Origin of the sequence: Haemophilus aegyptius (genome assembly GCF_900475885.1) — a bacterium.
GTDB classification, from domain to species: domain Bacteria; phylum Pseudomonadota; class Gammaproteobacteria; order Enterobacterales; family Pasteurellaceae; genus Haemophilus; species Haemophilus influenzae.
Window position 1 is genome coordinate 1,631,649 of sequence record NZ_LS483429.1, and the last position, 12,533, is coordinate 1,644,181.

Genomic DNA, 12,533 nt, shown 5'->3' on the forward strand with positions numbered 1-12,533 from the left:
TATAGACTATCAATAATAAAGAGTAGATCATAATTGATTTGCTCTTTTTTTATTCCACCAACGGGAAAAAAACAAAAAAATTTTTTCCGTGTGTAGATGAGTTAAAAAATATTGGGCATTTTGGGCACGGAAACAACAAAATATAAATATATCAATTACTTATAAAAAAATAGCGTGCCCAATTTTATGGCTTCCGTGCCCAGTCAAAAAACGACCAATTTACCATCGTGCCCAATTTGTGCCCAGCCGTGCCCAGTGGATTGGGCACGAAAATCGCATCTAAGTTATTGATTTTAAAGGTTCGTGCCCAAATGCCCAGCGTGCCCAGTGTTTTTTAGTTATCTATACACTTTTTTTATTTTTTAGGTGGTGGATGGCAATGGTTGATCTATAGGTAAAACTTTACTAAAACATGGTAGGTAAGAATAAGGCTTTATGCAATGCATTGAGCCTTTTTTATTGAGTTTTGCGACCAGTACGCGCGCACGAGGAAATGAGCATTGAATAAAATGTTTACTTCATACCCTTAAAGCGTATAATAAATAGGCTAAATAACATTTAGCCTATTTATCGTGAAATTATCATTTATTGAATTACCGCCCTTTGAGCGTTACAGAAAAGCACATTTATCTGATGATGAATATAGGGCTTTCCAGAATGAGCTATTAGAAAACCCTGAAAAGGGAGACGTGATACAAAATGCTGGTGGCTTGCGGAAAATTAGGATTGCCGATAGTGAAAGAAATAAAGGGAAACGAGGTGGCGCACGAGTGATTTATTACTATCTCATACGTAAATCGCAGATATTACTCGTTACCGCTTACAGTAAAAACAGATGCGAAGATTTAACCACAGAGCAATATAAAATTTTAGCTAAACTGGTGAAAGAGATAGAGGAGCTAGAGCAATGAGTAAATTATTTGATGAGCTTATAGAAGGGCTAAATGCCTATAAAGACTTTACACAGGGGAAAATAACGCTCAGAGTAGAGACGCGTGAACGAATTGAACCTGCAAGCATTACAGCAGAGGAAGTGAAAGCAATTAGAGAGAAATTAAACCTTTCTCAAGCCGTTTTTGCGCAGAAGTTACGAACTAGTGTAAGAACCTATCAAGGTTGGGAGCAAGGGAAAACCAAACCTAGCGCACACGCCTCCTTATTGTTGCGCATGGTGGATAAAGCCCCGCAAACCTTTGAGCTCATCGCAGGGATATAATAATCACTCATCATTGCACGACAAGCAGCAGAAATAAGATGCTTTATACGCTTTTATACATTAAAAGTATAATTATACAAAGAGAGTATAAAACGATATAAAGCAATAAAGCGCAGTCAAATATACTGCGTTTTTCTTTTTTTGCTGGTGGCTAGAAGTGATTAAACTTCGCAAAAAAATCTCCCACGAAAATTTTTATTTTTACAGATAACCGCCCTATCATTTCCTATCTTGAAAAACCATAGATTGAAATTTTGAATCTTAAATGATGATGAATAGTTATTCGCAAAAATGAATAGAATTTAGGGGTACTTTGGATTTTAGGAGTAGAATGCCATTCTCCCAGAGTATGTTTTGATAACCTATCATCTGATACTGCCAACCTTGGTCGGAATGTAAAATCGGTTTTGCGCCTGCAAACCTTGCTACAGCTTGTTTCATCATTTGGGTAATTTGCTCAGAATTCGGACCTCGCACTAAATCATAAGCAATAATTTCATTGTTAAATAAATCCTTAATGAGGGGATAAATAGAGCTTGCCTTTCACACACTTGAACTCGGTATTCTTAATCCCTAGCCATTTCCAGCACCAAAATGTAAGCAAGCGGGTTCTGCAGAAAATTGCTTACTTTTAACCGATTGTATCATCTTAAGTTTAAATTCAGATGAGTAATTTCACTTCTTACCCAGCAACGCTAAGCCATTGATTCTAATATGATCAAATTGATTAATCCAATGTCACAATGTTCTGCTGACAAGTTGAAAATGTCTGCAGGGGAATCAACAATTTTTACTATTTTGAAGATAAAACTCGATGACTTGTTACTTGAAAAAAATTGTATTTGGTCATAAAAAATCTGCACCTTAGTTGGTTGTTTAATCCAACTTTTGGAGTGCAGATCAAAAGTGCGACCAATTTTTTTAGAATTCTTTTGAAATTAAACTTTCGGCTAATTGCAAATCAAGTGTGGAATCAATATCAATGGAACGATAAGTTGGCATTAAATAAAAACGCATTGGCGCGATAAAAAAGCGTTTTTCTTCAAAGAGACTTTGGATGTCATTAATATAAATTGCACCATTTGCACGATAAGATGTGGGTAATTTTTGGCGAGGGGATTCAAAATCCGTTAATTCGTGAATAGGCTGAACTTCAGTGCCTTCTAAAGTGAAGGATTTATAAGGATGATGCTCACATTCGCAAGCTGAAACCACTGATTTATATTTGCCGCCAAGGAAAATTTCCATTGCATTACGAATATCTAAAGCATTACGCAATGGGCTGGTTGGTTGCAAAAGTACAGCGGTGCCTTGTGAAATATTAAGTGTTTCTAAGCAATGCAAAATAGCATCAATGGTGCGTGTATCACTTTGTGCCAAACTTTCAGGGCGTGCCACTGGTTTTGCGCCGTATTTTGTGGCTTCTTTTAAAATATTTTCGCCATCTGATGTCACCACAATTTGATCAAACACACCCGATTCTTGCGCTGCCAAAATCGCTCGCCCCACCAAAGAAACGCCCCCCACAAGCTGTAAATTTTTATCTTTAATGCCTTTAGAACCCGCTCTCGCAGGAATAATTGCAATTCTTGTCATTATTTTCACCCTCTGTGATAAAAGCACTGACTATTCTAGAATCTTTCCCTTGTTTTAGCAAAAACTAATCTTTAATATGGCACCACATTTTTGTTTAACAAAGAGGAAATAAAATGACTCAACTTACTCGTGAACAAGTTCTTGAACTCTTCCATCAACGTAGCTCAACACGTTATTACGACCCAACAAAAAAAATCAGTGATGAAGATTTTGAATGTATTTTAGAGTGCGGTCGATTATCGCCGAGTTCTGTAGGCTCTGAGCCTTGGAAATTTTTAGTGATTCAAAATAAAACCTTACGCGAAAAAATGAAACCTTTTAGCTGGGGAATGATAAATCAGCTTGATAATTGCAGTCATCTTGTGGTAATTCTCGCGAAGAAAAATGCCCGTTATGATAGTCCGTTTTTTGTGGATGTGATGGCACGCAAAGGCTTGAACGCAGAGCAACAACAAGCTGCCCTCGCAAAATACAAAACCCTGCAAGAAGAAGATATGAAATTACTCGAAAGCGACCGCACTTTATTTGATTGGTGCAGTAAACAAACTTATATCGCCCTTGCAAATATGCTTACTGGAGCTTCAGCCCTTGGCATCGACTCTTGCCCAATTGAAGGTTTTCATTACGACAAAATGAATGAATGCCTCGCCGAAGAAGGATTATTCGATCCTCAAGAATATGCCGTTTCTGTCGCCGCAACTTTCGGCTACCGCTCACGCGATATTGCGAAAAAATCCCGTAAAACGTTGGATGAAGTGGTGAGATGGGTGAAATAAATAAAAATTGCCCTAGCAAAAAAACTAGGGCAATTTTTTTAATCTCTTAAAATCGCTTCAACAATGTCTTGAACTTCAAATAAAACATAATCTGGTACAGATTCAACTTTTTTTGCGTCTCTACCTCGAAAATCAATTATTCTGGCTTGATATGCAACAACGACACCTTGTGTCTTACAGCCTGTTCCACTTAACGTTACCGCAAAACCATTTTCTCTGGCAAGCGCAGCATTTCCTTGTGTAATCGGTGCTATCATCATAAATCCCAAATTATGAAATTTATTATCGCTTAATACTAATGCAGGACGTTTCTCACCCTGTAATTCATTTCCCACAACTGGATTTAAGCAAACTGTGATAATATCACCTCTTTTAAATTGTTGTTTAGCCATCAAATTTCCTGTCCTGTCGGCTCAAGTGAATCCCATTCTTGAATGACGGGTAATTGTTTTGATGAGGTCATTGCAAGACGTTCATCTAAGGTTAATCTTTTTCTTTTTTTCGGATTATTAGGCACAACAATCACTTTAATTGTATTGTCGCTGATTTTTTCTAGTTCCAAAAAGTCCCCCATATCCAAATTCATAGAATCGGTAAAGTCCTTAGGTAAACGGATTGCTTTACTATTTCCCCACTGTTTTACTTGTAATCTTATATTCATAGTTATATAGCTGACAAAAGTTTATTTTTAATAAAAAATAAGTCAAAAATCAGCCTCTCCTTATACTAATTAACTATTGGCAATAATGTATCACTTAATAATACTCTGCTAGTGTAGCTTGATATTCATTGATGTCAAATAAAAGAATCATTTCATCTTATTCAAGGTAAATTAGATGAAAATAAATTTTAAGGGCTGCAAATGCAGCCCTATCTTTTTTGATTATTTCACTTCTTTAAATAAAATCTCGCTTGGGATTACGGAACCTTGCCAGTAAAGTTCTGTAGAGACTTTTTCTGCAAGTTGTAAGAACGCTTGTGAAATTTCATTTTCAGGCACTCGCACAACGGTCGGGTTGCCTGCATCTAAATCTTCACGGATACGAATATGCAGAGGAAGTTGAGCTAATACTTTCACATTGTATTTTTCCGCCATTTTCTCTGCACCGCCTGTGCCAAAAATCGCTTCGTGATGACCGCACTTACTACAAATATGCATAGACATATTTTCCACAATGCCTAACACTGGTACGGATACTCGCTCAAACATTGAAATACCTTTCACTGCGTCAAGCAAAGCAATATCTTGTGGAGTTGTCACTACCACGGCACCAGTCACAGGGATTTGTTGTGATAAGGTAAGTTGAATATCGCCAGTGCCTGGAGGCATATCGATAACAAGATAATCTAAACTATCCCATAGAGTTTCATTTAATAATTGGCTTAATGCACTACTCGCCATTGGGCCACGCCAAATTGTTGCGCTGTCTTCATTCATTAAAAAGCCAATGGAATTTGCAGATAAACCATGTGCTTTAATTGGGGTGATGTGTTGATTATCTGGCGAAGTCGGGCGTTGATCCGCTGCACCTAACATGTGTGGAATAGAAGGACCATAAATATCCGCATCTAAAATCCCAACACGTGCGCCTTGTGCTTGTAATGCTAAAGCTAGATTAACAGAAACCGATGATTTCCCTACGCCGCCTTTACCAGAACTCACCGCAATAATATTTTTCACACCTTTTACTGCCGGTTGATTATTTGCACGTTTGAGTGTGGCGATTTGATAAGACACCGCCCATTTAATTAATTTACAATCTGTTGCTTTCAATAACGCATCTGAAACCGATTGTTTTAACTGTTCTGCACCAGAATTCCACGCAAAAGGCAATTTCAATTCAATGCGTAAAGTATCGCCGCCCTTTTCCACTTTTTTCAAAGTATTAAGCACAATCAGATCCTTTTGCAGAGTTGGATGCTGAAATTGTTGGATAATCTGCTGAACTTGGTTTTGCTGGTCGGCAGTCAAATTATCAGAAAAGTAGGTTGCCATAATAACTTCCTATTTAGTAGAGTAAATTTGTCGGGCATATTTAATCACGGAAAGTGCGGTATGTTAAGTTAAAGTTTTTCAAACTAGAAAAAATCCCCTATTTAAAGTAAGATAAGCACAATTTTTGTATGCTAAAAAAGAGAATAATAAATGACAACTCAACCCCGTAAAATTTTAGTCACTTGCGCCTTGCCTTATGCCAATGGGGCAATTCATTTAGGCCATATGTTAGAACATATCCAAGCGGATATTTGGGTGCGTTTTCAACGTATGCGTGGCAATAAAATCCATTTTGTCTGTGCGGACGATGCGCACGGCACGCCTATTATGCTGAATGCCGATAAACTTGGCATTACACCTGAAGAATTAATTGCTAAAGCAAAAGCCGATCACATTCGTGATTTTGCAGGTTTCAATATTAGTTTTGATAACTACCATTCTACTCACAGCGAAGAAAACAAACAGCTCACTGCAGAAATTTACAATAAACTCAAAGCCAATGGCTTTATTAAGAGTAAAGTTATTTCTCAGTTATTCGATCCTGAAAAAAATATGTTCTTGCCTGATCGTTTTGTGAAAGGCACTTGCCCGAAATGCAAAGCAGAAGATCAATATGGCGATAACTGCGAAGTGTGCGCTTCTACTTATAGCCCAATGGATTTAATTAATCCTCGTTCAGCTGTTTCTGGTGCAACACCTGTAGTAAAAGAATCTGAACACTTTTTCTTTGACTTGCCTGCATTTGAAGGCATGTTAAAAGAATGGACTCGTTCTGGCTCACTTCAATCTGAAATTGCGAACAAAATGCAAGAATGGTTTGAAAGCGGTTTACAACAATGGGATATTTCACGCGATGCGCCTTATTTCGGTTTTGAAATTCCAGGTGCAAAAGATAAATTCTTCTATGTTTGGTTAGATGCACCAATCGGCTATATGGCTTCATTCAAAAATCTATGCGATCGTGAAGGCATTGATTTCAACGAATTTTGGGCTGAAGGCAGTGATGCGGAGCTTTATCATTTCATCGGTAAAGATATCGTTTATTTCCACAGTCTATTCTGGCCTGCAATGCTTGAAGGCAGTGGCTATCGTAAACCGACTAATGTGTTCGCTCATGGCTATGTCACGGTGGATGGGGCGAAGATGTCAAAATCTCGCGGCACATTCATTCAAGCCAGCACTTATTTGAATCATATCGATCCTGAATGTTTGCGTTATTACTATGCAGCAAAATTAAATGATCGCATTGAAGATTTAGACTTTAACCTTGAAGATTTCGTACAACGTGTCAATACGGATATTGTAAACAAATTAGTAAATTTGGCTTCACGCAATGCGGGCTTTATTGCGAAACGCTTTGAAGGCAAACTTGCGGATAAACTGGAAGATGAAACATTATTTGCAGAATTTACCGCCCAAGCCGAGCAAATCGCCGCTTATTACGAAAGCCGTGAATACAATAAAGCCATTCGTGAGATTATGGCATTAACGGATAAAGCCAATAAATATATTGATGAAAAAGCCCCTTGGGTAATTGCAAAAGAAGAAGGCAAAGAGGCAGAATTGCAAGCCGTATGTTCAATGGGTATTGAGCTTTTCCGCGTGTTGATGTCTTACTTAAAACCTGTTCTTCCAAAACTGGCAGAACATGCAGAAGCCTTCTTACAAGCTGAATTACGTTGGGATAATATTCATCAACCATTACTTGGTCATACCCTTGCACCGTTTAAAGCCTTATTCTCTCGTTTAGAGAAAAAACAAATTGATGCCGTTGTGGAAGAAACCAAAGCCTTATTTGCAGCAGCCAATAAAGCCGCTGAAAAAACAGAAGCAAAACCAACCGCACTTTCTGCCGTTGAACCTATTGCTGAAACCATCACGATTGATGATTTCGCTAAACTTGATATGCGTGTAGCAAAAGTATTGAAATGCGAAGCAGTGCCAGAATCTAATAAACTTTTACGTTTTGAATTAGATCTTGGTGATCATACTCGTCAAGTCTTCTCTGGCATTAAAGCGGCTTACAATAAACCAGAAGAATTAGAAGGTCGTTTTGTGATTATGGTGGCAAACCTTGCACCACGTAAAATGAAATTCGGTGTATCTGAAGGAATGATTCTATCCGCAGGAACAGGCGGTGGTGATTTATTCTTGTTATCTGCCGATAGCGGTGTCACTGCGGGCATGCAAGTAAAATAATCAATTCAATCTAAATGAGGGCAACATTACGTTGCCTTTTTATTTTCTTGTTGAAAATAGATGACTTATAACCTACCATAACACTCAACTATTTATCTATTTGGAGAATATTATGAAAAACGAATTAATTTGCTATAAACAAATGCCAGTTTGGACAAAAGACAACTTGCCACAAATGTTCCAAGAAAAGCACAACACAAAAGTCGGCACTTGGGGGAAATTAACTGTATTAAAAGGTAAGATCAAATTTTATGAGCTAACCGAAAATGGCGATGTTGTTGCCGAGCATATTTTTACCCCAGAAAGCCACATTCCTTTTGTTGAACCTCAAGCATGGCATCGTGTAGAAGCACTTTCTGATGATTTAGAATGTACCCTAGGTTTCTATTGCAAAAAAGAAGATTATTTCAGTAAAAAATACAACATGACTGCCATTCACGGCGATGTGGTGGATGCAGCAAAAATTATCTCGCCTTGTAAAGTATTAGATTTAGGTTGCGGACAAGGGCGTAATTCACTTTATTTAAGTTTATTAGGCTATGATGTAACCTCTTGGGATCACAATGAAAACAGCATTGCCTTTTTAAATGAAACCAAAGAGAAAGAAAACCTTAATATTTCTACCGCACTTTACGACATTAACGCCGCCAACATTCAAGAAAACTATGATTTTATTGTTTCAACGGTGGTGTTTATGTTCTTAAATCGTGAACGTGTGCCGTCAATCATCAAAAATATGCAAGAACATACCAATGTTGGCGGATATAATTTAATCGTTGCCGCCATGTCCACAGATGATGTGCCTTGCCCACTTCCATTCTCATTCACTTTTGCTGAAAACGAATTGAAAGAATATTACAAAGATTGGGAATTCTTAGAATATAACGAAAATATGGGCGAATTACACAAAACTGATGAAAACGGCAATCGCATTAAAATGAAATTTGCCACCATGTTAGCGAGAAAGAAATAATCTGCTAATTTAAAAAATCACCGCACTTTGCCTCTGATAAAAAAGATAACTTAGAACATGTCTTTTGCTTTGCGAAGTGCGGTAAATTCTTCAAGTGTTTTTGCTTGTAAAAACGGATTAATTTCTCGCTCAAGTTTTAAGGTTGTCGGCAAACTCGGTTTATTTTCAGCCCGTTGTGTTTCAACAAAAATACGTTGTTTTTCTACCGCACTTTTTTCCACCAGCACAGTTTCCGCAAATGCTAAATTCCCCAAGGTATATTCATGAGCTGGGCAAACAATCGTCTCGTCAGGCAATGTATTCAAACGCTGCAAACCATCAAACATCTGCGCATAATTGCCTGTAAAAACACGTCCGCAACCTGCAGAAAATAACGCATCACCGCAAAATAAATGATTATCCACTAAAAAACTAACGTGCTGTTTAGTGTGTCCCCCAGTCGGAATGACATCAATTTGATAATGTGCGGTAAGGATCGTCCCTTCGTTCATAATTTGAGTCGCACCTTTTTTCTCACATTCTTGCGGCCCATAAATCGGCACTGTTGGATAACGTTTTTTAAATGCCGACACACCTTGTGTATGATCATCATGTTCGTGAGTAAGCAACACCGCTTCAATCGTTGCGTTTTGCTTATCTAGCCATGCAAACAGCTTGTCCGTTTCAGGCAAATCCACAATAATAAGCGGCAGATTTTCTCGTTGATAAAGCCAAATGTAGTTATCATTCAGCGCAGGTAAAGCAAATAACATAATCGTCCTTTTCATTTGTGATGGAAAAATAAATTGATTCCACTTGAAACATTAGATGCGATCCACATTCCACCAAATTAACGCCCATTTTTTCTGTCCGTGAGAAATGGGTTCGTTGTTAGCTTGTTTACGATCGTAAAAGGCTTTTAAACCTTGTTTTTCTTTTTCGGACAGTTCGCCTAAAGAAAATTCCACTGAGGCTAATAAATCCTCGTAGCTTTTACCTTGAAAACAACCCGATTCCGTTTCAATAAAATTCAAATTTGCCTGAATGCCTTTTTGATACAACCGATTGAGTAAATAAATATAAGTCGGGAAACCAATATCTTCTCGGCCAATTGCCTCAAATACGCCCTCATCTAAGAAATGGCGTTGTGTGACAGAAGTCAAAAACACACGTTTTTTTCGCCTTGGCACAGAGTTTTTCGATCATATCGTCCAAATCGTCCACCAACGTTGAACGAGATGCCAACACTACATCAGCTTGTGGCACATCATCCCAATTATCCGCCCAAGATTTATGAAATGTCGTGAGATGATGCAACCCCAATTTCTGTTTGAATTGTGCCAAACAGTCTAACATTCCATTGCTATAATCTAAGGCATATACGGTTGAGCCTTGTTGTGCGAGCGGCACAGCAAAAGTACCAGGCCCACAGCCAATATCCAACACAGTTTCATCGGTTTGCACATTCATAGCTTGCAATAATTGCTGATTATATGCTGAAGGTTTGCCGACTAAATTCTCTGCCATTTTCACAGCTTTTTTATCCCATTTTATCGGAGGTAAGTTGTAATGATTACAAGCGATTAAGTGCTGTTGATAAAGTTCAGCAAAATTGATGTCGTAAATAGTCATAGTGATTTTTCAATGTAATTATTCAAATGTTAATGTAAAAGTTCGGACGAAGTGCGGTAAATTTTCGCCAAGTTTTCTAAGGTTAATAAATGTTTTTTATCGCCTTGTTGAAAGCCAAATTGTTGATCAAGCAAAACAATATTATCCCCTAAAAATGCCGCTTGTTGTGGATTATGCGTGCTAATAATAAGCGCAATTTTTTGCTTTTGCAGTTGTTTTATTTTTTCTAACACTCGAATTTGATTACCAAAATCAAGGCTAGAAGTCGGTTCGTCCATAATTAAAAGTTTGGCTTGTTGAGCAATCGCACGGGCAATCAACACAAGCTGTTTTTCGCCGCCACTTAATTGATGATAATAACGTTGTGCAAGATGAGCAATTTCTAACTCTTGCAACGCCATTAATGCTAAATCCAAATCAGATTTTTTCGGGGTTTGATACCACTTTAAAAAAGCAGATCGCCCCATCATCACCATATCCTGCACTAAAAAAGGAAATAAATGAGAATGCGCTTGTGGCACATAAGCAATATGCCGAGCCAATTCTGTTGGTGAATAATCAGAAAGCGACTTTCCTTGCCAAACAATATCACCACCAATAGGCGGTTGTAAACCAAGTAAAGTTTTCAAAAACGTACTTTTGCCTGCACCATTTGCACCAAGCAAACAACAAATTTGATTTTCCTCTAGGGTAAATCGGATATGTTGAACCAGTGTTTTTCCTTCATAGCCAATGGCAAGATTTTGGGTTTCGAGTAACATTATTTTTGCCCTCGCACTAATAAATAAAGGAAAAATGGTGCACCACACGCAGAAGTCAGAATACCGAGTGGTAATTCAATCGGTGCAATAGTGCGAGCCAGCGTATCAGTAAGTAATAAAAAAATGGGAACAATCCCTAGCAACAATATCGGGATCAATTGAATTAAATCTTGTTGATTAATAGCCGTCAGGCTACCAAGTAGCCAAAAAGTGATTGAAGGTAATTGAGTGAAAGGATCCGCAAGAATTTTTAACAAAGAAATGCCTGCACCAAAGTAAAGAACCAATTGCAATCCCAGAAAGCACCAGCACTAAAATAGGATCTTGTGTACGACTACGCGAGGCAATGAGCGATACACATAACACAGCTAAAATGCCACCGCTAAAAGCAAAAAGCTGGATATAAACCATTGGCAAATTGTAAAAAATTGCCAAACTTGCTCCGAAACCTGCGCCCGCTGAAACGCCCAAAATATCTGGCGAAACAAGCGGATTCTTAAACATACCTTGATAAGTTGCGCCCGCACAAGCAAGCGCAGCCCCGACAAAACAAGCGGCAAAAATACGTGGCAAACGAATTTGCCACAGTACTGTTTGTTCCGTGTTTCCTTCACATTGCCCGCTAAACGAACAGCTTATTGTCTCCCAAAGTTGGCTAGGGGAAAGCGGATATTTCCCCACATTCAAAGCAAGTAAAATACTGCCAAACAATATTCCAACTAACAAGATAAAAAATAAACGAGGCGAACGTAAAAGAAAAGTCGATCTCATCATTTTACTTGAAACAACTTAAGTGCTTGTTCATTGGTTAAATCAATGTGATAAAACAATTTGTAGAAACGTTGCATTTCAGGCACAAAGTCAGCATTCGCCTTACCACTCAACATATGTTGTAACCAACGCGCGCCTAATAAACGGTTTAAACTTGGTGGTGAATCAATCCAACCAAATGGTGTATGCGGCACAAAGAAAACTTGCTGATTTTTCACCGCACTTAATTCTTTCCATTGCGGATTGTTTTTAAGATCTTTATAAAACTCATCATATTGGGTGAAAATCATTTGAGGATTCCACAATAAAAGCTGTTCCATTGAAACTTGAGTTAAGCCTTTTTGATCTCCCTCTGCGACGTTTTCCAAGCCAACCAATTCCATTGCTTCCGTATGAATCGAACCTTTTTGACCAGTTTGCAAGCCATCCGCATTACGCGCTAAATAGGCTGTTTTATGATGTTGTTTAGCAAAATCGCGTGCTTGTTTAAGGGTGTCTTCCGCATATTTAGCTTGTGCTTCAGCTTGTTTTTCGTTACCAAGCAATTTACCTAATTTACGTAACAAAGCGGGCGTTTCACTTAATCTGCCATCTAACAACAAATACGGTGCTTGAGTTTGAGCAAAAGTGCGGT

General features: G+C 38.2%; 11 protein-coding genes and 4 pseudogenes. 5 read left to right on the top strand and 10 right to left on the bottom strand.

Annotation, left to right across the window (positions count from 1 at the left end):
* The first annotated feature begins 572 nt into the window (after nt 1–572).
* Nucleotides 573–911, top strand: coding sequence for a type II toxin-antitoxin system RelE/ParE family toxin (locus DQN49_RS08565; RefSeq protein ID WP_006995912.1), 339 nt, complete (start codon nt 573–575; stop codon nt 909–911).
* Complete coding sequence (locus DQN49_RS08570; protein WP_006995911.1) at nt 908–1,216, top strand: helix-turn-helix domain-containing protein; 309 nt, start codon at nt 908–910, stop codon at nt 1,214–1,216. Before DQN49_RS08565 ends, DQN49_RS08570 begins: the two co-directional genes overlap by 4 nt.
* A gap of 330 nt (nt 1,217–1,546) precedes the next feature.
* On the opposite strand, the pseudogene DQN49_RS10680 reads toward DQN49_RS08570, so the two are convergent.
* Nucleotides 1,547–1,778: pseudogene (locus DQN49_RS10680) on the bottom strand (DDE-type integrase/transposase/recombinase); the annotation flags it as partial.
* Between the two features lie 359 nt (nt 1,779–2,137).
* Nucleotides 2,138–2,812, bottom strand: coding sequence for a 5-acetyl neuraminic acid cytidyl-transferase (siaB, locus tag DQN49_RS08580; protein ID WP_006995908.1), 675 nt, complete (start codon nt 2,810–2,812; stop codon nt 2,138–2,140).
* 113 nt (nt 2,813–2,925) lie between these two features.
* Here siaB and DQN49_RS08585 point away from each other — a divergent pair, with 113 nt between their 5' ends.
* Nucleotides 2,926–3,588 (top strand): NAD(P)H-dependent oxidoreductase, encoded by a 663-nt coding sequence (locus tag DQN49_RS08585; protein WP_006995907.1) that lies wholly within the window; start codon nt 2,926–2,928, stop codon nt 3,586–3,588.
* 38 nt (nt 3,589–3,626) lie between these two features.
* On the opposite strand, the gene DQN49_RS08590 is transcribed toward DQN49_RS08585, so the two are convergent.
* The 3 genes from DQN49_RS08590 to apbC all read right to left on the bottom strand — a co-directional run bounded on the left by DQN49_RS08590 (nt 3,627) and on the right by apbC (nt 5,584).
* Nucleotides 3,627–3,980 (bottom strand): type II toxin-antitoxin system PemK/MazF family toxin, encoded by a 354-nt coding sequence (locus DQN49_RS08590; protein WP_006995906.1) that lies wholly within the window; start codon nt 3,978–3,980, stop codon nt 3,627–3,629.
* The gene (locus tag DQN49_RS08595) at nt 3,980–4,249 is read right to left on the bottom strand and encodes an AbrB/MazE/SpoVT family DNA-binding domain-containing protein (RefSeq protein WP_006995905.1); all 270 of its coding nucleotides are present in this window, start codon (nt 4,247–4,249) and stop codon (nt 3,980–3,982) included. Before DQN49_RS08595 ends, DQN49_RS08590 begins: the two co-directional genes overlap by 1 nt.
* 222 nt (nt 4,250–4,471) lie before the next feature.
* Nucleotides 4,472–5,584, bottom strand: a complete 1,113-nt coding sequence (apbC, locus tag DQN49_RS08600) for an iron-sulfur cluster carrier protein ApbC (protein ID WP_006995904.1) — start codon at nt 5,582–5,584, stop codon at nt 4,472–4,474.
* A gap of 150 nt (nt 5,585–5,734) precedes the next feature.
* Between apbC and metG the strand changes: the two genes are divergently transcribed.
* Nucleotides 5,735–7,783 (top strand): methionine--tRNA ligase, encoded by a 2,049-nt coding sequence (gene metG / locus DQN49_RS08605; RefSeq protein WP_006995903.1) that lies wholly within the window; start codon nt 5,735–5,737, stop codon nt 7,781–7,783.
* Nucleotides 7,784–7,895: 112 nt separating this feature from the next.
* Entirely contained in the window at nt 7,896–8,756 is an 861-nt protein-coding gene (gene tehB, locus DQN49_RS08610) for an SAM-dependent methyltransferase TehB (protein WP_006995902.1), read from the top strand.
* Nucleotides 8,757–8,806: 50 nt separating this feature from the next.
* Here the strand turns inward: tehB and gloB are convergent, their stop codons facing one another.
* From gloB to DQN49_RS08635, 5 genes and pseudogenes are all read right to left on the bottom strand, one after another.
* Nucleotides 8,807–9,508 carry a hydroxyacylglutathione hydrolase gene (gene gloB, locus DQN49_RS08615; RefSeq protein WP_005689848.1) on the bottom strand — a complete coding sequence of 234 codons (702 nt, stop codon included), beginning with the start codon at nt 9,506–9,508 and terminating at the stop codon, nt 8,807–8,809.
* 51 nt (nt 9,509–9,559) lie between these two features.
* A pseudogene (locus DQN49_RS08620) lies at nt 9,560–10,367 on the bottom strand (methyltransferase domain-containing protein).
* Nucleotides 10,368–10,396: 29 nt separating this feature from the next.
* Entirely contained in the window at nt 10,397–11,128 is a 732-nt protein-coding gene (locus DQN49_RS08625; protein WP_006995898.1) for an ABC transporter ATP-binding protein, read from the bottom strand.
* Nucleotides 11,128–11,902, bottom strand: a pseudogene (locus DQN49_RS08630) (FecCD family ABC transporter permease). Before DQN49_RS08630 ends, DQN49_RS08625 begins: the two are co-directional and overlap by 1 nt.
* Nucleotides 11,899–12,531, bottom strand: a pseudogene (locus DQN49_RS08635) (ABC transporter substrate-binding protein); the annotation flags it as partial. The pseudogenes DQN49_RS08635 and DQN49_RS08630, both read right to left, overlap by 4 nt.
* Nucleotides 12,532–12,533 lie beyond the last annotated feature (2 nt).